Genomic DNA, 20,828 nt, shown 5'->3' with positions numbered 1-20,828 from the left:
TGGCGATGTCCACGCGGTGGCAGGATGCCGACATGGGTCGACGGGTCGCCATCGCCGCGACCGGACCGGTCTCGCTCGGTGCCGGGCGCGAGGTGGCCCGCGCCGGGGGGAACGCGGTCGACGTCGCCGTCGCGGCCGCGATGGCCGCGATGAGCACCGAGCCCGGCATCACGTCCCTGGCCGGGGGCGCCTATGTGTCGGTGTGGCCCGGCGACGGGAGCCCGGTCGTCCTCGACGGCAACGTCGAGATGCCCGGACGCGGCCTGTCGCCCGACCGGTTCGGCGGCGGCGTCGTCGAGGTGTCGACCGACTACGGAGGCGGAGTGAGCCTGTTCGCCGGCCACGGGTCGGTGGCCACGCCCGGGGCGGTGACCGCCTGCGAGCTCGCGGTCGAGGAGCTGGGGACGCTGCCGTGGGCCGATGTCGTCGCCCCGTCGGAGACCGCCTGCCGGGCGGGTTACCCGATGGGGTCTGCTGCGGCGCGCTACCTGACCTTCACTGCGCACGACCTGTTCGGCCTCGACCCCGAGGCGCTGCGGCTCGTCACGCGCGAGGACGGCGAGCCGCTCGCCGCCGGCGACGTCACGCCGAACCACCTCCTCGCCGACGTGCTGGCGCTCGTCGGTCGCGAGGGGGCGTCGGTGCTGACCACCGGCGAGATCGGCCGCGCGATGGCCGACGACATGGAGCGGAACGGCGGCCTGGTGACGCGCCGCGACCTCGCTGAGTACACGCCGCTGGTGCGACCGCCCGTGAGGCGCACGGTGGGTGACTGGGACCTCGCGGTGAACCCGCCTCCCTCCGTGGGCGGTCCGATGCTCGCGGCGATGCTGGGCGAGCTGGCGGCCAGGGGGAGCTTCGGCTGGGACGACGTGCTCGCCATCCAGCAGGCCGTGCTGCGCTACCGGATCGAGGTGCACGACGTCTCGACCGACCTCGACGCCGCCGGGCACGAGCTGCTCCTGCAGGTCGACCGCCACGGGCTGGCCGGGCTCCCCACGAGCGCGAGCACCGCGAACATCTCGGTGGTGGATGCCGACGGCACCGCCTGCGCGATCACCGTCTCCAGCGGGTACGGGGCAGGGATCACCGTGCCGGGCACCGGGATCCTGCTCAACAACGCCCTCGGGGAGCCCGAGCTGAACCGGCTCGGGCTGCACCGTCTCGCGCCCGGGACCCGCCTCGCGTCGAACATGGCCCCCACCACCGGCCGCACGCGCGACGGGCGGGTCCTCGCCATCGGCTCTCCGGGGGCCGACCGCATCACGACCGCCCTGATGCAGGTGCTCGGGAACGGCTGCCTGCACGGCGCCGACCTCCGCACCGCCATCGAGGCGCCGCGGCTGCACGTGCGCTTCGGCGAGGACGGCGTGCCGGTCGTCGAGCACGAGACCGACGACGGCATCAGCGAGGCCCTGGAACGGGCCGGCTGGCGGGGGGTTGACCACGGCCGGCAACAGATGTTCTTCGGCGGGGTGGGTGCGGCCTACCGCGACGTTGGCGGTGCGCTCGAGGCGGCGGGGGACCCGCGGCGCGAGGCGGCGGTCGAGGTCGTCGACCTCTGACGCCGAGGTTCGACAGGGACCTCTCGCGCGGTCCCTACCCTCCCGGGGTGTTCTCCATGCGTTCGTGGGGGAGCGTGGGTACTGGTGTGGCAGAACTGCATCCCTCAGGTAGGTAAAGGAATGGTCAGGTTGGGTACCGACCTTCCAATTGGCCTCGAATCCGTGGTCCACTACTGCGGCCTCGGCCCGATCGTCCGAGGGCTCCATCACCACTCGCTTGGACAGGATCCGCGAATGACACCACCGAACAGAGGACGCGCACGCGTCGCCCTGGCCGCCATGGCCGCGGCGGCCGTTGCCGCAGGGGCGGTCTCGACGACTGCATCTGCTGCTGAACCCCGCCCGTCGGGCAAGGGCAGCATCAAGGCGCAGCAGAAGAAGGACAAGCTGGGCTCCCACGACCGGGAGCTGCTGGCCACGGCCCGCACCAAGGGCGAGAAGCGCGTGACCATCATGCTCGCGACGCCCAAGGGATCGGCGTCGGCCGTGGCCAAGGCCGTCCGCGACGCGGGTGGCCTCACCGCCACCGTCAGCGACAAGTACGGCTACATCAGCGCCAGTGTCCCGGTGGGCAAGGTCGACGCGATCGCCAAGTCCTCTTCCGTCCTCGCGGTGGACCTCAACGAGTCCATCCCGCTGCCGAAGCCGGAGGGCCTCGGCGCCGGTTCGGCCTCCGTGGCTGCCGCCGGTCCCGGCGCGGGCACGCCGGACGACAACCCGTACATGCCGACCCGCGACACCGGGTCGATCGACTTCAAGACGGCCCACCCGGCCTGGGACGGCCGCGGCATCACCATCGGCATCCTCGACTCCGGTGTCGACCTCGACCACCCGGCGCTGCAGAAGACCTCCACCGGCGAGCGCAAGATCGTCGACTGGGTCACCAGCACCGACCCGCTGCTCGAGGGCGACGGCTCGTGGCGCGCGATGATCACCACGGTCAACGCGACCCCGACGTTCACCGTCACCAACGCCGGCACCTGGACCGCTCCCCGGTCCGGGTCGTTCAAGTTCAACCGGGTCTCCGAGAGCATCTCGGCCACCGACGAGGCCGGCGGCGACTTCAACCGCGATGGTGACACCACCGACCGCTGGGGCATCCTCTACGACGAGGCGAGCCACGACATCTGGGTCGACGCCAACCAGGACCAGAAGTTCACGGACGCCGAGAAGATGCGTCCGTACAAGGAGAAGTTCGACGTCGGCCACTTCGGCACCGACAACCCGGCCACCGCGATCGCCGAGTCGATGCCCTTCGTCGTCGAGTACCGCGAGGACGTCAGCCTGGCTCCCGCCGGCCTGCCCGGCACCGCCGACTTCGTCAACATCGGCGTCGTCGAGGCCGCCCACGGCACGCACGTCGCCGGCATCGCCGCCGCGAACAGCCTCTTCGGTGGCGAGATGGACGGCCAGGCGCCCGGCGCCAAGATCGTCTCCTCGCGCGCCTGCTCGTGGGGTGGCGGCTGCACCGCCGTCGCGCTGAGCGACGGCATGGTCGACCTCGCGACGAACCGCGGCGTCGACGTCATCAACATGTCGATCGGTGGCCTACCGGCCCTCAACGACGGCAACAACGCGCGAGCCGCCCTGTACGACAACCTGATCGACGGTGGCGTCCAGCTCGTCATCTCGGCGGGCAACAGCGGCCCGGGCGTCAACACGATCGGTGACCCCTCGGTCGCCTCCAAGGTCGTCAGCGTCGCGTCCTCCATCACCAAGGAGACCTGGAAGTCGAACTACGGCGCCGACGTCTCGAGCCCGCTGAACCTGCACAACTACTCCTCGCGCGGTCCGCGTGAGGACGGCGGGTTCAAGCCCAACGTCATGGCCCCGGGCTCGGCGATCTCGTCGATCCCGACCTGGCAGCCGGGTGGCCCCGTGGCCGAGGCCGGCTACTCGCTTCCGCCGGGCTACGCGATGTTCAACGGCACCTCGATGGCGTCCCCGCAGACCGCGGGCGGCATCGCGCTGCTCCTCTCGGCCGCCAAGGCCAGCAACGTCCAGGTGACCACGCGCCAGATCCGTGACTCCCTCTACTCCTCGGCGGACTTCGTCAAGGGCATCGAGGCGATCGGTCAGGGTGCCGGCCAGGTCGACATCCCCGGCGCGTGGACGCTGCTCAAGGCCAAGCCGGCCGCGCAGGACATCACGATCGACGCGCCGGTGTGCACGCCGATCTCGGACTTCCTCGCGACCCCCGACCGTGGCACCGGCGTCTACAACCGCTGTGACTCGGCCAACGGTGGCCAGATCTCGGGTGAGAACAAGACCTACGTGGTCAAGGCGGTCCGCACGTCCGGCAAGTCCGGCACGGTGAAGCACAACCTCCGCCTCGTCGGCAACGACGGCACGTTCTCGCTCCCGACCACCAGCCGCCCGATGCCCAAGGGCGGGTCGGTCGACATCCCGGTCAAGGCGCGCACGAGCACCCCGGGTGCCCACTCGGCGATCCTCGAGATCGACGACCCGGCGACCCCGGTCGTCGACCAGCGGGTGCTGCTCACCGTCGTGCTGTCCAACGACCTCGTCGCGCCGTCGTACGCGAAGAGCCAGTCGGGCAGTGTCGAGCGCAACCTCACGAAGAAGTTCTTCGTGACGGTCCCGGAGGGCGCCAAGGCCCTGCAGGTCAACCTGTCCGGCGTCGCCGCCGGCAGCCAGGTGCGCTGGATCGCCATCAACCCGTACGGCGTGCCCGTCGAGTCCACGGCGTCCACGGTCTGCTTCACCAACCGTGACAACGGGGGCTGCAACGCCACCTCGCGTGCCTACGCGAACCCGCTGCCCGGCATCTGGGAGCTCGAGGTCGAGGCTCGTCGCACGACCCCGACCCTCGACAACGCCTACCAGCTCAAGGCCGCCGTCCAGGGCGTGACCGTCGACCCGGCGTCGCAGACGCTGCCGTCGGTCAAGGCCAACGTCCCCTCCCCGGTCTCGTGGACCGTCACCAACGACTTCGGCGCGGTCTCGGTCACGCCGAAGGGTGGCAACCTCGGGAGCGCTCTCTCCGAGCGCAAGACGATCGCCGACCACGACGTGCAGGACTTCGAGGTGACCGTCCCGGCGGGCGCCGAGAAGTTCACGGCGACCATCGGTGGCACGTCCGACCTCGGCGCGGACCTGGACCTGTACGTCTTCAACTCTGCGGGTGTCGAGGTCGGCCGCTCGGCCGACGGCGACTCCGAGGAGTCGGTGACGATCAACGCCCCCGCCGCCGGGACGTACACCGTCGAGGTCGACGGGTACGCGGTGCCGTCGGGCTCCACCCAGTACGACTACCTCGACGTGTTCTTCTCGTCGGCCCTGGGTGAGGTCACCGTCCCGTCCGCCAGCGTGGACCTCGCCCCCGGCGCGTCCACCGTGGTGAACGGGTCGGTCACGGCCAAGACCGCGCCGGAGGCCGGTCGCCAGCTGTTCGGTGAGATGAAGGTCGTCTCCGACGCCGGCGCCGTGCTCGGGACCGGTTCGGTCCTCATCGGTGGCGTCACGCCGTAACGCACCACCGCTCCACCACCGGACCCCGCGACCACCTCTGGTCGCGGGGTCCGGTGCGTTGGGGGTCAGCGGGTGGCGCCGGTGACCATCCACCGGTCGGTGCGCACCCGGCCCCACATCAGGGCGCCGCGCACGGACATGAACGCGGTGAAGGCGATCCAGAGCCACATCACGGCGTTGACCTGGCCGGTGCGTGACCCGCCGTCGAGCAGCCAGTCGCCCGCGAGGTGCACCGCGAGCACGACCGGAAGGTACGCGACGAGGACGATCGCCATCGCCCGGGCCAGCCACACGCCGTCCCCGGCCCCGATGAGGACCCCGTCGACGACGAAGACGAACCCCGACAGCGGCTGCCCCAGGGCGACGACGAGGAGCCCGCCCGCGATGGCGGCCTGCACCGCGGCATCCGGCGTGAACAGCGGTCCGACGAAGGGGCGCACGAGGAGGACGAGCACGCCGAGGACGATCCCGACGAGCAGTCCCCACCGCACCATCAGGGTGGTGGCGTCGCGGGTGCGGTCGAGCTGGCCCGCGCCCAGGGCCCGGCCGGTGAGGGCCTGCGCGGCGATGGCGAGGGCGTCGAGCATGAAGGTGAGGAAGGTCCAGATGGTCGCGGTCACCTGGTACGCCGCGAGCGGGACGTCGCCGAGGCCGGCGGCGACCCACGTCGTCACGAGGAGGACGGCGCGCAGCGCGAGGGTCCGCACGAGCAGCGGCACCCCGCCGCGGGCCGCGGCGATGACGCGCCCCGGGTGCGCGCGAAGCGCCACCGAGGTGCGCCTCGCGTACCGGACGAGCACGACGACGAGGGCCACGGCCATCCCGGTCTGGGCGATGACGGTGCCCCACGCGGAACCGGCGATGCCCCAGTGGAGCCCGTGGACGAACCACAGGTTGAGCGCGACGTTGGTGCCGAAGCCCCCGATTGCCGCGAGCAGCGGGGTCCGGGTGTCCTGCAGGCCGCGCAGCACGCCGGTGGTGGCGAGGACGACGAGCATCGCGGGGATACCGAGGGTGGAGATCCGCAGGTAGGTGACCGCGTTGTCGAGGGCCGCCTCGGAGGCACCGAAGAGGCGGCAGACCGGGTCGGCGGCCAGGGCGACGACCGCCGCCGTGACCGTGCCGAGGAGGACGGCCAGCCAGGTGCCGTCGATGCCCGCCGAGATCGCCCCGGCCCGCGAGCCGGCGCCGAGCTGGCGGGCGACCACCGCCGTCGTGCCGTAGGCGAGGAAGACGAAGACGTTCGCCGCGGTGAGCAGCACCGCGCTCGCGACACCGAGCCCGGCCAGGGGCGCGACTCCGAGGCGCCCCACGATGGCGGCGTCGGCGAGGAGGAAGAGCGGCTCGGCGACGAGGGCGAGGAACGCGGGGACGGCCAGGCGCAGCACCTCGCGGTGCTGGCTCCCCGTGCGGTCCTCCACCCCCGGCACTGTTCCAGAGGCGGGCGCCCCAGCGGGGACCGGATCACCCGCGGTCCGGCTGGTGGGCGGACCTACAGGTGCTTGAGGGCCTCGCGGCGGGAGAGGCCGGAGAGGCGGGCGCCGCGGGTGGAGACGTAGGTGCTGACCCACGCCGGGTCGGTGCGGGCGTACTGGCGCAGCGCCCAGCCGACGGCCTTGCGGACGAAGAACTCCCGGCCGTGGAGGGAGTCCTCGAGGTTGGCGTCGAGGACGTCGGCGAGAAGCCCGGTGTCGGTGTCGGTGCGGTGCTTCAGCTGCGCGATGACGGCCGCCCGCCGCACCCAGAGGTGGTCGTCGACCGCCCACTCGCGGATGACGGGGTCGACGACCTCCCGGTGCGACAGCAGGATCGGGCCGACGAGGTCGGGGGCGATGCCGTCGACGAGGTCCCACCACGCCCCGGTCTCCACGAGGTGCCGGTACAGCCCGAGCGCCTCGGGGTCCTGCCAGGGCCGCGCCGCCCGGTGCCCGGCCACGGCGACGGCCGCGTAGCGCTCCTCGCGCACCTCCGGGTCGTCCCACAGGGCCCGCACGGACCTCACCCACTCGGAGCGGTCCCGCGGCGCCAGCCTCGGGTCGGCCAGCAGCGGCCGCAGGAGGGTGCGCAGCTCGGGGCTGGTGAGGCCGCGGTACGGCAGGGCCGACTTCATGTACGCCTGCTGGGCCAGGGCGCGGTCGGGGTGTCCCACCCCGGTGAGGGCGGCGCGGACGGCCGCGGCGAGCGGCGGGTCGTCGGGACGGGTGGGCGGCGTCGTCATCCGATCATCGTGCCGGTCAGGCGAGCCCGAGGTGGGCCGCTTCCTCCCACAGCTCGTCGCGGACCCTCGGGTGCGCGGCGTCCTCGATGAGGTGGCGCGCCTGGGCGCGCTGGTCGTAGCCGAACAGCTCGGCGACGCCGTGCTCGGTGACGACGGCGCTCTGCTGGAAGCTCGTCACGGGCTCGTCGAGGAGCGGGACGACCGTGGAGACGTCGGCCTTCGGGTGCCACGAGCGCAGCGCGATGAAGGCCTGGCCGCCGGGGGAGTGCAGCGCCCCGACGACGAAGTCGGTCTGCCCGCCGAAGCCGGAGTGGATGCGGGCGTCGATGCGCGAGGCGTTGGCCTGGCCGAACAGGTCGACCTCGAGCGCGGTGTTGACCGAGGTCATCGCGCGCTGCTGGGCGATGAGGCCGGGGTCGTTGGTGTGCTCGGTGCGCATCATCCGCACGCGGTGGTTGCCGTCGAGCCAGTCGTAGAGCTCCTGCGACCCGAAGAGGAACGACGCGGTGAGCGGGTGGTCGGGGTCGAGCGCGCCGACGCGGTCCAGGGCCAGGACGCCGTCGGAGAACATCTCGGTCCACACCCGCAGGCCGCAGCGGCCGGTGAGCGCGGCGAGGGTGGCGTCGGGGACCGCGCCGATGCCGGCCTGGAGGGTCGCGCCGTCGGGGACCCGCTCGGCGACCCGGTCGCCGATGACCCGGCTCGCCTCGTCGGGGGCGGTGGGCGCGTGGGTCGGGAGCGGGCCGGAGACCTCCACGGCGAGGTCGACGGCCTCGACCGGCACCTGCGCGTCGCCGTAGGTGTACGGCATCCGGTCGTTGACGACGGCGACGACCCGCCCCGAACGGGCCCGGCAGGCCTCGATGGCCGCGGGCAGGACGTTGACCTCGACGCCCAGGCTCAGCAGCCCGTCGCGCGGCGGGGCGCAGTGCAGGACGACGACGTCCGGCGGCAGCCGCCGCTGCAGCAGCACCGGGACGAGGGAGAGCCGGCTGGGCACGTAGGAGAGCCCTCGGTGGCGCCGCATGCCCGGGCCGACGAAGCACGTCTCGGCGGTGACGCCCTCGCGGTCGGGGAGGCCGGCGGGGGCGTTGAGGGCGTGGACGGTGTAGGTCTCGCGGGCGGCATCGAGCGCGCGCAGGGCCTCCCACGGCAGCGCCATGTTCCCCGAGAAGACCACCCGCGGGCTGCCGGGGAGCGAGGCGAAGAACCGACCGAGCTCGTCCAGGGAGACCGTCCTCATGGCGCCCATCATTCTCCGGATGCCGGTGCGGCGCCGCTGAGGGTCGGCTCACCTCACCCGCGCATGTCGGGCACGAGGTCGGGGGTGCGGCCTACCGTGGAGGCATGTGCCGCAACATCCGCCAGCTCCACAACTTCGACCCCCCGGCGAGCGACGACGAGGTCCACGCCGCCGCCCTCCAGTTCGTCCGCAAGGTCAGCGGCTCCACGAAGCCGTCGGCGGCCAACCAGGAGGCGTTCGACGAGGCCGTGCACGAGATCGCGCACGTCGTCGAGCACCTGCTGGAGAAGCTCGTCACCACGGCCCCGCCGAAGGACCGCGAGGTCGAGGCGGCCAAGGCCCGGGCGCGCTCCGCGGAGCGCTACGGGCGCACCGGCTGACCCTCCGGCCAGGGGGCTGCGTCAGGCCCCGAAGGGGATGACCGGCACCCCGGACGGGGGGGTGGCCGGCGCCCCGGAGGGGGGTGGCGCCCGCGGTCGGTGAGAGCGCTTTCGCCACGGTGGTGGTTGCGCCCTCCGCACCCCTGGTGCAGCCGATCGGTGGATGCCCTCATGTGGACATCCGACACGCCGAAACTTTCTTCGCTCCACATGCCGTGGACGGTGAACGTGCAGGTCACAGCCCTGATGACGGGGGTCGCGTCAGTGGGTCCACAGGGTTGTCCACCGAGTGTGCACATCGTCACCGGCGGTTTTCCCCAGGTTGTCCACACGCTGTGCACAGCCGTTCGGCCGATGTTGTCGGTTGGGCTTGGTGTGGGTGTCGGGATGCGCTTACGGTGACTCGGCAGGCGGGCTGTCGGTGGTCTCTGGTGTGGTTCTCCTCGAGGGCTCGCGGTCCCGGCCCGGCACCAGGCAGGACGACCCGGCACGAGCCGGACCGAAGGGGTTGCACGTGTCCATCGCGGAGCTCAGCACGGCGTTCGGCAGCGCCACCGGCGGGCCCCCTGACGACCGCGTCCCCCCGCAGGACCTCCACGCCGAGCAGTCGGTCCTCGGCTCGATGCTCATCAACAAGGACGCCATCGCCGACAGCCTCGAGGCGGTCAAGGGCCACGACTTCTACCGGCCCGCGCACGAGCTGATCTTCGACGCCGTCCTCGACCTCTTCGGCCGGGGCGAGCCCGCCGACGCCATCACCGTCGGTGACGAGCTCGGCAAGCGCGGCGACCTCACCCGCATCGGGGGGCAGGCCTACCTCCACCAGCTGATCCAGTCGGTCCCCACCGCCGCCAACGCCGGGTACTACGCCGAGATCGTCCACGAGCGCGCGGTGCTGCGCCGCCTCGTCGAGGCCGGCACGCGCATCGTCCAGATGGGCTACGCGCAGGGCGAGGGCGACGTCGACGACATCGTCAACCGCGCCCAGGCCGAGGTGTACTCGGTCGCCGAGAAGCGCGGCGGCGAGGACTACCACGTGCTCGCCGACATCCTCGACGACACCCTCACCGAGATCGAGGCGGCGTCGGGTCGCACCGACGAGATGACCGGCGTGCCCACCGGCTTCATCGAGCTCGACGAGCTGACCAACGGCCTCCACCCGGGCCAGATGATCGTCGTCGCGGCCCGGCCCGCGGTCGGCAAGTCCACGCTGGGCATCGACATCGTCCGGGCGGCCGCGATCAAGCACAAGATGGCGGCGGCGGTGTTCTCGCTCGAGATGAGCCGCACCGAGATCACCATGCGCATCCTGGCGGCCGAGGCCACCATCCAGCTCCAGGATCTGCGCAAGGGCCTGAAGAGCCAGGACCAGTGGAACAAGCTGGCCCGCATCATGGGCAAGATCTCCGACAGCCCCCTCTTCATCGACGACAGCCCGAACATGTCGCTGATGGAGATCCGGGCCAAGGCGCGCCGGCTCAAGCAGCAGCACGACCTCAAGCTCATCGTCATCGACTACCTCCAGCTGATGTCGTCCGGCAAGAAGGTCGAGTCCCGCCAGCAGGAGGTCGCGGAGTTCTCGCGGGCGCTGAAGCTGCTGGCCAAGGAGCTGGAGGTGCCGGTCATCGCCATCAGCCAGCTCAACCGTGGTCCCGAGCAGCGGACCGACAAGCGCCCCCAGATGTCGGATCTGCGAGAATCAGGCTCCATCGAGCAGGATGCCGACGTCGTCATCCTGCTCCACCGGGACCGTTCCGACCCCGAGCGCGACGGCGAGGCCGACGTGATCGTGGCCAAGCACCGAAACGGCCCCACCAAGGACATCGTCCTGGCCTTCCAGGGCCACTACGCGCGGTTCAACAACATGGCCCGCGACGGCGGCTTCTAGCCGCCCCACCCGACGCCGGGGGTGGTGCACCTCTCCCCTGCGAGAAGGCGACCGCCCGGTCCTCCCTTGAAGACCGGGCGGTCGTTCTCGTCCGCGGGGGTGGGTCAGCGCGTCAGCGCCTTCTCGTGGGTCAGCGGACCGCGTTCGCCGCGGCGACGATGTCGACGAGGCCGTAGCCCTTGTCGAACGACGTGGTGCCGAGCGCGCCCGCCTCGTAGGCGGCGCCGTTGGTGTACTTGTACGCGGTCTGCTTCAGCGCGGTCTCGACCTGCGCCGGGGTCGCCGACGGGTTCGCCTGGAACAGCTGGGCGACGATGCCGGCGATGTGCGGCGCGGCCATCGAGGTGCCGCTGATCGTATTGAAGGTGCCGATGTCGAGCGGGCCGGGGCCGTTGCGGGGGTCCAGGCCGGTCGAGCAGATCGCCAGGTACAGGCGGCACGACGAGGTGATGTTCTCGCCGGGGGCCGAGATGTCCGGGTAGGTCGACTGGTCGCCGCGCTTGCCGCGCGAGCTGAAGTCGGAGACGGTGCCGTCACGGGTGCCGGTGTCCTGGTCGAAGTACGAGGCAACCGAGAGGATGCCGGGGGTCGGGTCCATGCCGGGCGGGTTCGACAGGCTCGTCGAGCCGTCGCCACCGTCGTTGCCGTTGGCCCAGACCGTGACGACGCCGGCCTTGACGAGCTCGCGCTGGAGCTTGACCGTGGCGGAGTTCGGGTCGAACGCGCCGCCGCCGGACGGGCCGTACGAGTTGTTCGTGACCTTGATCGGCGGGCAGGTGCTCGCCGGGACGCCCGCGCCACAGGGAGCGGCGTGGTTCTCCAGGACCCAGTTCAGCGCGGCGTCGGCGCCGATGATGAACAGGCCGCCACCGGTGGAGAGGGAGACGAGCTTCGCGCCCGGGGCCGCGCCCTGGAGCTTGCCGCCGTCGGTGAGGGTCGTCGGGTTGCCCGCGACGATGCCGTTGACGTGGGTGCCGTGGCCGCCGGCCGAGGCGGTGTCGGTGTCGACGGTGCCGGGGAGGCGCTGCACGGTGCAGACCGACTCGGTGAGCGGCTCGCACACGGTCTTGAGGTTGGCGACGACGGCGCTCGAGCCGTCGGGCTCCTTGAAGTAGGGGTGCGTGGGGTCGACGCCGGAGTCGATGACCGCGACGCTGACGCCGGTGCCGGTGAGGGCGGTGCCGTCGGCGCCGGTGAGGGTGCGGGTCGCCTCGAGGCCGCGGGTCGCGGTGTTCGAGGTCTCCTGGAAGAAGGAGAGCGGCTGGTTGCCCTCGACGTAGGTGACGCCCGGCGCACTGCGCACGGCCTGGATCTGCGAGGCGGTGCCGACCGCGCCGACGACGCCGATCCTGTCGAAGCTGAAGGTCTTGGTCAGGCCTGCGGCGGCGACGGCGTCGCGGGCCTTGGCCAGGCTGGTCCCGTGGACCATGACGACGGCGCGCTCGGCGCCGGAGAGGTCCCCGAGGGTGTCGGCGAGGTGGGCGGAGACCGCGGCGCGGCCGTCCTGGGCGCTGGCCGCCGGGGTGCTGATCAGGCCGACGAGCGCGGCCAGGGCCGCGGCCCCGAGAGCCGCCGTGGGTGTGGTTCTCACGTGAATCGTCCTCCATCCCCGTCGCGTGTGGATGCGGTTCCGGCCCTGTCGATGAGGCCGCCGGGGGGTCATGAACAGGGGAACTTACGTCGCTCCACGGGGGTCTCGGGGCTTTCGGGACACCGGTCCGGACGGTTATGGAGGAACCTTTACCTCCCCCTAGACGGGCCATTACCCGTGAGTAACCGGTTGCGCACCAGCGGGAGTCACACCCGTCCGAGCAGCCCCAGCACCCGGTCGACGACCTGTGCGGTGGCCCCCTCGTCGAAGGTCGGGAGGGAGGAGTCGGTGAAGAGGTGGACCTCGCCCGGGTACACGAACAGCTCGATGTCGCCGGAGGCCGTGGCGGCCTCGCGGGCGGCGTCGAGGTCGCCCTCGAGCCCGAAGAAGGGGTCGCGCTCCATCCCGTGCACCTGCAGCGGGATGCCCGCCGGCCACGGGGTGTCGAAGGCCTCCGGCGGCACGAAGGCCTCGAGGAGGACCGCCCCCAGCGCGCCGGGACGGGTCTGGGCCAGGCGCTGCGCCGACATCACGCCGAGCGAGATGCCGGCGTAGACGACCTCGTCGGGCAGGTCGGCCACGGCGGCGTCGGCCCACGCGTCGCGCGCCGGTCCGCCGCCCTTGGCCTGTACCGCCGCGAACCCCTCCTCGATGGAGGCGTAGGTGGCGCCGTCGAAGAAGTCGGGGGTGTGGACGGTGTGGCCGGCGCCGCGCAGGGCGTCGGCGAGCGCGTGCACCCCGGGCGTGAGCCCCTGGACGTGGTGGAAGAGGACGACCTCGGTCATGACGACGGCTCCAATGATCGGGAAATCTCGATTGATCGGTGACTGTAGTCTCCATCCTCGATGGAGCGCCACCCGGTCACGCCGCCCGGCCACGACCTCGCCGACCGCCTGGTCCTGACCCGGGCCGCTCAGGTGCGCGCCCTCGCGCACCCGCTGCGCACGACCATCCTCGGCCTGCTGACCGAGCGGGCGGCCTCCGTCGCCGAGCTCGCGCAGGCCACCGGCCGGCCCAAGGGCACCGTCGCCCACCACGTCGGTGTGCTCCACGACGCCGGGCTGCTCCAGGTCGTCCGCACCCGGCGGGTCCGGGCGGTGGAGGAGCGCTTCTACGGGCGCGCGGCCCGCACGGTGACGATCGCCGTCGACGGCGCCGACCTGCCCACCGACCAGAACGACTTCGAGGTCGCCGCGGCCGAGTCGGTGGCGGCCGACGACGAGCGGCGGCTCTGGTCCTTCCTGCGGCACGCCCGCATCCCCGAGGAGCGCGCCGAGGAGTTCTGGACCCGCATCCGCGACCTCGTGGAGGAGTTCGACCGCCTCCCGCGCAGCGGCGGCACGACCTACGGGATGGCGGTGGGGATCTACCCCATCCCCGGGTACCCGCAGCTCCCGCCGTCCGGGCGTGACGACGAGGTGCCCGGCGGGGACGGGGCCGATGTCGGTGGGCGGCCGTAGCGTCCGCGCCATGAGCACCGACCTGTTCGAGCTGCGCCAGTACACGCTGGTGCCCGGCGGCCTCGACGACCTCGTCGACCTGTTCGAGGGCGAGCTCGTGGGCCCCCAGGTGGAGGCCGGCATGCGCCTGCACGGTCGCTACGAGGACCTCGCCGACCGCGACCGCTTCGTCTGGCTGCGCTCCTTCCCCAGCGACGACGCCCGCACGGCGGCCTGCACCGCGTTCTACACCGGGCCGGCGTGGGTGCGGTACCGCGACGCCACCAACGCCACGCTCACCGACTCCGACGACGTCCTGCTCCTGCGCGAGCCCTGGCCCGGCTCGTTCGACGCCGTGCCCGAGGGCGAGGTCGTCGCCACGGTCTGGCTCCTCGACGCCCCGGTCGCCGAGGGCGCGCTCGACCCCACGACGGCCGGGGGTGTGCTCGTCACGGCCGAGGTGCCCAACCACGTCCCGCGGCTGCCGGTGCGCGAGGGCGAGCACGCCGTCGTCGTCCTCGCGACCGAGGTGTCCACCGCCCTGCCGGGCGAGCCGGCGCAGGTGCTGCGCCTGCGGCCGGTCCGGCCGCGGTCCCGGGGCTGACGCGAGGAGGCGGCCGGCCGGCGTGCTCGCTGCGTCACACTTCGCCGCACCATCGGGCTACCCGCGGGTAACCTGCTGGGCACCGCCGCCCCCGACGAAAGGCCGATGCGCCGTGCGCCGACCCGACCTGACGGTCATCGCCATCCCCCTGTACGTCGGGGCGATGGGCGCGGAGTACCTCTGGCAGAAGCGCAACCCGCCGCCGCCCGGCACCGCGCGCGCCGGTGACTACGAGCTCGCAGACACCCTCGCCAGCCTCGCGATGGGCGTGGGCAGCCTCGTCGCCCCGTTTGTCACCAAGAAGCTCCTCGACCCCGTCACCCCGGGTCGCGGCCGCTGGGCGGGCGTGCTCATGGGCACCGCGGTGGGCGCCACCGCCGCGACGACCGTCGCCGACGTCGTGCGCCGGCGCCGGGCCGAGGGCGGGCTGCCCCCGGCCGGGACCCTGCCCGAGGGCCACCCCGCCCTCGAGGTCGCCTCCCGCCGCAGCGAGCCCCCGGTGACCGCGGTCGAGGACGGCCGGCCGGCGCTGTCGGCGCGGGTCACCGGGGCGATGGCGGCCGCCGCCGTCGCGTCCACCGCCCTGACCGTGGCGACCACCTGGACCGCCCAGACGAGCGGCACCCGCCTGTTCGCCACCCACGGCCGCGACCTCGGCACCGGGTGGGCGGCCACGGCGTTCGCGCTGCTCGGCTGGGACGCCATCTACTACTGGAACCACCGCTTCAACCACGAGAGCCGCTGGCTGTGGGCGATGCACGTGGTGCACCACAGCAGCGAGCGCTACAACCTCTCCACCGCGCTGCGCCAACCGGTCGCCGAAGGGCTGACGATGACCGTCCCCTACGGCCTGCTCGCGCTCGCCGGGGTGCGGCCGAGCGTCATCGAGGACGCCCGCGCCCTCAACCTCATCTACCAGTTCTGGATCCACACCGAGGCCGTGCAGTCCATCGGGTGGCTCGAGAAGGTCCTCAACACCCCGGCGCACCACCGCGTGCACCACGGCTCCAACTCGCGCTACCTCGACCGCAACCACGGCAGCATCCTCATCATCTGGGACAAGCTGTTCGGCACCTTCGAGCCCGAGGGGGAGCGGGTGGTCTACGGGCTCACGACGAACATCGAGACCTACAACCCGGCGCGGATCGCCACCCACGAGTGGCGCGACATCCTGCGCGACATCGCCTCGGCGCCGACCTGGCGCGACCGGTGGTCCTTCCTCCTGCGCGGCCCGGGCTGGGCCGCCGACCGCCGCGCCGCACTGACCGGCCACCCGGAGGACGCCGAGCTCGTCGCCGCCTGAGCCGGCCTCGCTCGCCCGGTCTGACCTGTGCGGACGCCACTACGCTGGACGCCATGACCATCTCCGAGGGCACCGGACCGGTCGACGTCGCGGCCCTCGTGGAGTCGCTCACCTTCCCGCCGTCGCGCGAGCGAACCCTCGGGGTGGAGTGGGAGCTCGGCCTGGTGGACCCCACGACCCTCGACCTCGTGCCGCGGGCCAAGGAGCTGCTCGCCCTCACCGAGGAGGCCGACACGCTGGGTCACGCGCGGCGGGCCCGGCGCGGGACGGTGACCAAGGAGCTGCTCACCAACACCGTCGAGCTGACGACCGGGGTGTGCGCCAACGCCGCCGAGGCCGCGGCCGACCTCGCCGACGGCCTCGACCACGTGCGGCGCGCCGCCGACACCCTCGGCGTCGACCTCTACGGGGGCGGGTCGCACCCGCTCGCGCGGTGGGCCGACCAGGAGGTCACCGACGGGCAGCGGTACGCCACGCTCATCGACCGCACCCAGTGGTGGGGCCGCCAGATGGTGATCTTCGGGGTGCACGTGCACGTTGGGGTGCGCTCGGCGGCGAAGGTGTGGCCGCTGGTCAACGCGCTGCTCACCTACCACCCGCACCTCACGGCGCTGTGCGCGTCGTCGCCGTACTGGTCGGGGGAGGACACGGGGTACGCGAGCAACCGCACGATGCTCTTCCAGCAGCTCCCGACCGCCGGGCTGCCCTTCCAGTTCGAGACGTGGGCGCAGTACCGGGCCTACCTCGCCGACATGTTCACCACCGGGGTCATCACCGACCCCAGCGAGCTGCGCTGGGACATCCGGCCGTCGATGCGGCTGGGCACCATCGAGGTCCGGGCCTGCGACGGGCTGTCGAGGGTCGAGGACGTGGCCGCCGTGGCCGCGCTCATCCACTGCCTGGTCCGCCACCTCGAGGACCGCCTCGATGACGGCACCCTCCCGCCGCCGCTGCCCCCGTGGCACGTGCAGGAGAACAAGTGGCGGGCGGCCCGCTACGGCCTCGAGGCGATCGTCATCACCGACGCGGCGAGCAACGAGGCCCTGGTCACCGACGACCTCCACGACCTGCTCGACCGCCTGGCACCGGCGGCCCGGCGGCTGGGCTGCGAGCGCGAGCTGGCCGGCATCGAGGACATGCTGCGCGCCGGGGCCGGCTACCAGCGGATGCGCGACGCCGTGGCCGCCGACGGCACCGGCGACCTGCGCGCCGCGGCGCGCGCCATGCTCGTCTCGCGCTGACCTGCGGCGACACCCTCCGCGCGTCCGCCCGGGTATCACGGCCCCGCGCCACCCCCTCCTAGGTGGGTAGCCGGGGGGCCGATGTCGCCAGGGGTCCCCCCAACAGGGAGGAGCCCTGCCATGACCACCAAGCCACGCAGACCGTTGGGACAGAAGGAGCCCAAGGTCCAGGTGACCGAGAGCCTCGTGCGGGCCCGGCGCCACACGCTGGCCCTCACCGCCGTCGCGGGGGCGAAGCTGCCCTTCGACCTGCTCGGCATCGAGGGCCTGAAGGAGGTCGAGGGCAACACGACCTTCGAGCGGCTGACGTGCGTCGGCCTCACACCCTCGATGGACCAGCTGACCGCCGTCGTGCGGATCAACGCCAACACCGGGTACTCGGGACCACTGTGTGCCGCGGGGTCGCTCGAGCACGTGCGGTTCTACGTCTCCACCGACGACGGCGCCACGTGGAACGACGCGGGCACCGACTCGTTCGCCGTCCACGACACCTCGGGCCCGCGCCCGCTCGACCACGCCGTCAACGTCGTGACCCCGTTCTGGCACACGCTGTGCTGGATCCCGAACCAGCCGCTCGTGCGCGCGATCCTGTCGTGGAACGTGGCCCCGCCTGCGGGACAGCCGAACTGGTCGCCGCCCTGGGGGAACGTCGTCGACGTGCGGGTGCGCCCGCGCAACCGGCGGTACCCGACGTGGCACGACCTCGTCGAGGTCGACTCGATCAAGCTGACGAGCGTGCTCGCGCAGACCATCGACCTGTCGACGCCCGTCACCCTGACGCCCGTGCCGACGCCCGACCTGCCCGAGCTGGCCAAGACCTACGCGCAGGCCAAGGTGCCCGCACACCGGTTCGCGCTCCCGGCCCTGCTCGAGGCGCAGGCCAGCGGGCTCTCGCCCGCGGCCCTGCCGTCGCCGAACGGTGGTCCGGTGTCGCCGGCCTTCACCTCCCTCGCGGCGAGCATCGACCTGAAGATCCAGGACCTGTTCGTCGACCTGTTCAAGACCGACGGCGACACGACCTACGAGGAGCTCGGCTGCGTCGGCTACGACCCGGTGGAGGATGCCCTCGTCGGGGTCTTCACGGTGAAGAAGCCGTTCGGGTACAACGGGTCCCCGTGCTCCGCGGGGTCCACCGAGCACGTCGCGTTCTGGGTCGACTGGGGCTCGGGCTGGAGCTACGTCGGCACGACGGCCACCGTCGTCCACGACGAGTCCGTGCCCGATGACGGCCTGCGCTTCTCGGTGTACCAGCCGCTCGGCTCGTACGCGCACCGCAAGGCGTGCTCCGACGGTGCCGTGCAGCCGAGGGTGCGCGCGATCCTGTCGTGGCAGGTGGCGCCGCCGCCCGGCGACCCCGACTGGCGTCCCACCTGGGGCAACCGCGAGGAGGCCACCTTCGAGCTGCCCTCGGGTGCGGTCACCCCGCTGGCCCCGGTGCTCGAGAGCGTCAGCGGCTACGCCGTGTGCCAGGTCCACCCGACCACCGGCAAGACGCTGAGCCACACCCGCCCGTTCGGTGCCGGCATCTCCATCGCCGGCTTCATCCCCGGTGCGCCCGACCGCTCCTCGCCGCTGATGAAGTACAAGCTCATCGCGCGCCAGATCGGTTCCGGCGGCGCGGTTCTCGCGACCGAGGAGCTGCGGACCACGTTCACCGTGACGGTCACGGAGTCGGTGGGCGGCGGGGCGCCGACGCAGTACCCGGTGACCCAGGTCGCCGACGCCGGCGGCTGGTTCACCTACCTCGAGGACCCCGACCCGTCCGGTACCGGCTGGCGCCGGGTCGTCGGGAACCTGCTCTACCCGTGGGAGTCGCGGCCGCGGACCGGCCTGTGGGAGGTCGAGCTGCGCAGCAAGGACCCGTTCGGGACCGAATACGCGGCGCAGGTCATCACCTGCCCGGACAGCACCACGCGCCAGCGCGTCCGCCTGTACCTCGACCAGGCCGAGCCCGACGTCGACGTCGAGATCACGAGCTACCGGATGCCCGGCCAGCCCTCGATCCCGGCCGGGTCGTGCATGAAGTTCCCCGTCGGCGCGATCATCTCGGGCACGTTCAGCGCCACCGACGAGCACTTCGACAGCATCGGGCTCGCCGTGGAGGGTGCGGCCTACTCGGCGACGACGCCCGGCGGGAACCCGCGCTGGACGATCACGGGCGCGACGGCCTACCCGGCCGCCCCGACCAGTGGGACCTCCGGCACGTGGGAGTTCGACACCGCGGGCATGCTCGCGTGCGGCTACGTCCTGCGGGCCACCGCCGTCGACCGCACGGTCAACGGCTCGGGTGGCTGGCGTGACGTCGACGTCGAGGGCTTCTCGCTCGAGTGACGCCGTCCCACCGCCGCCGCCGTGCCCATGGGTCCGGCGGCGGTGCCGTGCGCGGTGAGGCCGTGGACCGCCACCGGGAGCGCCTCGAACAGGTCCTCGGCCTCCGCCACGCTGCGTCCGATGGCGGTGACGCCGACCCGGCCGTCGACCGCGAGGGAGGACAGGGAGTGCAGCACGATGCCCGTGCCCGTGGCGTGGTCGAACGCCAGGCCCGCGGCACCGAGCCCCTCGATGACGTGGGCGGGGTCGAGGCCCAGCCAGGCCGCGTCGAGGACGGCGTCGCTCGAGCGGTAGCACCGCGGCCGACCGTCGGCGTCGGCCACCCAGCGACCGGGGTCCGGGTCGTACGACCCGGGGACGAGGTGGCGAAGGGCCGCGAAGGGATGGGTCGTGCCGCCCTTGCGCAGGTTGAGCTCGAGGCCGTACACGGCCCAGGTGCGCCGCCGTCGGACGGCCACGAAGTCGACGGCCACGCGTCCCAGCGCACCCTCGCGCGCGACGCGGCGCGCCACCGCGAGGGCGTGGCGCCCGACGACCGCGGCGTACGCCGGGTCCGCTGGGAACCGGCAGCCGGTGAACACCTGGCCGTTGTCCCCGCCGAGCACCTGCTCGTGCGTCGAGAGGAGGCGGACCTCGCCATCCGGTCGGAGGTCGACCTGGGCGCTCGGGCTCGTCACCCGCTGCCCCGCGACGAGCTCCTCGACGACACCTCCGGCCGCGAGGTCACGGGTGAACCAGTCGGGGAGGTCGGCCAGGGCATCGGTGCGCAGGCGTTCCGGTGGCACCCGACAACCCTGTCCGTCGCGCGTCGGCATGACCCAGTTGCCGTCCCCCGCACCGCTGTTGTCCTGCTTGACCACGACGCGGTCGAGGTGGGGACGGGTCCGGCGCATCGACGCGATCGCCGCGGCGACCTCCACCACGTCGTGCACGTCCTCGACCCCGCACGGCACCGGCACCCCGGCCTCCACGAACAGGCGCCGCCCCGAGCTCTTGAAGCCGAGCGGCCAGAGGGCGGGGTGGGTGCCGTTGAGCGGGGCGCCGAGGGCGCGGGCGACCTCCACCTCGTCGGCCGTGACGTTCCAGGGCTCGACGAGGACCGGGCGGCCACCGACCAGGTCGCGCAGCCCGGCGAGGAGGTCGGGGCGGTCGAGCAGCTTGGCCGACACCCCGCGCGGGGAGGGGTCGGGCACGACGACGCACGACAGGCGCCGCCGGGCCTCGTGCGGGCGGTCGGGGCGAGCGAGCCGCGCGTAGTAGTCGAGGACCGCCGGGCCCGGCTCGCCGCTGGTGACGAGCACGAAGTGCGCGCCGGGGATGCGGCCGGTCAGCACGGACGCGAGGAGGTACCGGTGCTCCAGCGCGGCGAGCCGCGGCGCGTAGTGCGACAGCAGGGTCTCGCCCATGCTGAACGAGGGCAGGGCCACGACGACGTGCTCGACCGACGACCCGGGGCTGTTGGCGCGCAACGCCTCGTCGAGCCGCTCCCGCGGGCCCGCGGAGGTCGCCACCGGACCAGCGTAGGAACGGCGG

The 20,828-nt window shown here is 72.8% G+C and carries 15 protein-coding genes; 9 read left to right on the top strand and 6 right to left on the bottom strand.

Annotation, left to right across the window (positions count from 1 at the left end):
• Positions 1-32: 32 nt before the first annotated feature.
• Both ACFLFB_RS18495 and ACFLFB_RS18490 read left to right on the top strand, forming a co-directional pair.
• Complete coding sequence (locus tag ACFLFB_RS18495; protein ID WP_392543639.1) at positions 33-1,565, top strand: gamma-glutamyltransferase; 1,533 nt, start codon at positions 33-35, stop codon at positions 1,563-1,565.
• 234 nt (positions 1,566-1,799) lie between these two features.
• A complete protein-coding gene (locus tag ACFLFB_RS18490) occupies positions 1,800-5,057 on the top strand; it encodes a S8 family serine peptidase (protein ID WP_392543638.1) in 3,258 nt (1,085 codons plus the stop codon).
• A 65-nt stretch (positions 5,058-5,122) separates the two neighbouring features.
• Here ACFLFB_RS18490 and ACFLFB_RS18485 read toward each other — a convergent pair whose 3' ends face one another.
• From ACFLFB_RS18485 to ACFLFB_RS18475, 3 genes are all read right to left on the bottom strand, one after another.
• A complete protein-coding gene (locus ACFLFB_RS18485) occupies positions 5,123-6,478 on the bottom strand; it encodes an MATE family efflux transporter (protein WP_392543637.1) in 1,356 nt (451 codons plus the stop codon).
• A 71-nt stretch (positions 6,479-6,549) separates the two neighbouring features.
• Positions 6,550-7,275 carry a DNA alkylation repair protein gene (locus ACFLFB_RS18480; RefSeq protein WP_392543636.1) on the bottom strand — a complete coding sequence of 242 codons (726 nt, stop codon included), beginning with the start codon at positions 7,273-7,275 and terminating at the stop codon, positions 6,550-6,552.
• 16 nt (positions 7,276-7,291) lie between these two features.
• A complete protein-coding gene (locus ACFLFB_RS18475; protein WP_392543635.1) occupies positions 7,292-8,518 on the bottom strand; it encodes an acetyl-CoA hydrolase/transferase family protein in 1,227 nt (408 codons plus the stop codon).
• A 104-nt stretch (positions 8,519-8,622) separates the two neighbouring features.
• On the opposite strand from ACFLFB_RS18475, the gene ACFLFB_RS18470 reads away from it, so the two are divergent.
• Positions 8,623-8,898, top strand: coding sequence for a DUF2277 domain-containing protein (locus ACFLFB_RS18470; protein ID WP_392543634.1), 276 nt, complete (start codon positions 8,623-8,625; stop codon positions 8,896-8,898).
• A 514-nt stretch (positions 8,899-9,412) separates the two neighbouring features.
• Positions 9,413-10,786 carry a replicative DNA helicase gene (gene dnaB / locus ACFLFB_RS18465; protein WP_392543633.1) on the top strand — a complete coding sequence of 458 codons (1,374 nt, stop codon included), beginning with the start codon at positions 9,413-9,415 and terminating at the stop codon, positions 10,784-10,786.
• 130 nt (positions 10,787-10,916) lie between these two features.
• On the opposite strand, the gene ACFLFB_RS18460 is transcribed toward dnaB, so the two are convergent.
• Together ACFLFB_RS18460 and ACFLFB_RS18455 are read right to left on the bottom strand one after the other, a co-directional pair.
• Positions 10,917-12,377: a S8 family serine peptidase gene (locus ACFLFB_RS18460; RefSeq protein ID WP_392543632.1), complete on the bottom strand. Its 1,461-nt coding sequence runs from the start codon at positions 12,375-12,377 to the stop codon at positions 10,917-10,919.
• A gap of 206 nt (positions 12,378-12,583) precedes the next feature.
• Positions 12,584-13,162: a dienelactone hydrolase family protein gene (locus ACFLFB_RS18455; protein WP_392543631.1), complete on the bottom strand. Its 579-nt coding sequence runs from the start codon at positions 13,160-13,162 to the stop codon at positions 12,584-12,586.
• Positions 13,163-13,222: 60 nt separating this feature from the next.
• Between ACFLFB_RS18455 and ACFLFB_RS18450 the strand changes: the two genes are divergently transcribed.
• The 5 genes from ACFLFB_RS18450 (at position 13,223) to ACFLFB_RS18430 (ending at position 19,295) form a co-directional block, all read left to right on the top strand.
• Positions 13,223-13,837, top strand: coding sequence for an ArsR/SmtB family transcription factor (locus ACFLFB_RS18450; RefSeq protein WP_392543630.1), 615 nt, complete (start codon positions 13,223-13,225; stop codon positions 13,835-13,837).
• Positions 13,838-13,847: 10 nt separating this feature from the next.
• Positions 13,848-14,420, top strand: coding sequence for an NIPSNAP family protein (locus tag ACFLFB_RS18445; RefSeq protein WP_392543629.1), 573 nt, complete (start codon positions 13,848-13,850; stop codon positions 14,418-14,420).
• 112 nt (positions 14,421-14,532) lie between these two features.
• Positions 14,533-15,723 (top strand): sterol desaturase family protein, encoded by a 1,191-nt coding sequence (locus tag ACFLFB_RS18440; RefSeq protein ID WP_392543628.1) that lies wholly within the window; start codon positions 14,533-14,535, stop codon positions 15,721-15,723.
• A 53-nt stretch (positions 15,724-15,776) separates the two neighbouring features.
• Complete coding sequence (locus ACFLFB_RS18435) at positions 15,777-16,964, top strand: glutamate--cysteine ligase (protein ID WP_392543627.1); 1,188 nt, start codon at positions 15,777-15,779, stop codon at positions 16,962-16,964.
• 120 nt (positions 16,965-17,084) lie between these two features.
• On the top strand, positions 17,085-19,295 hold the full coding sequence (locus tag ACFLFB_RS18430; protein WP_392543626.1) for a hypothetical protein: 2,211 nt from the start codon (positions 17,085-17,087) through the stop codon (positions 19,293-19,295).
• Here ACFLFB_RS18430 and ACFLFB_RS18425 read toward each other — a convergent pair.
• Positions 19,205-20,806 carry a peptide ligase PGM1-related protein gene (locus ACFLFB_RS18425; RefSeq protein ID WP_392543625.1) on the bottom strand — a complete coding sequence of 534 codons (1,602 nt, stop codon included), beginning with the start codon at positions 20,804-20,806 and terminating at the stop codon, positions 19,205-19,207. The two genes, ACFLFB_RS18430 and ACFLFB_RS18425, sit on opposite strands and share 91 nt — an antisense overlap.
• Between the last annotated feature and the right edge of the window lie 22 nt (positions 20,807-20,828).

The sequence above is a fragment of the Oryzobacter telluris genome (assembly GCF_043099285.1).
Taxonomy (GTDB): Bacteria; Actinomycetota; Actinomycetes; order Actinomycetales; family Dermatophilaceae; genus Oryzobacter; species Oryzobacter telluris.
The sequence above is the reverse complement of the archived record's forward strand: the minus strand, read 5'-3'. Positions and strand labels throughout refer to the sequence as shown.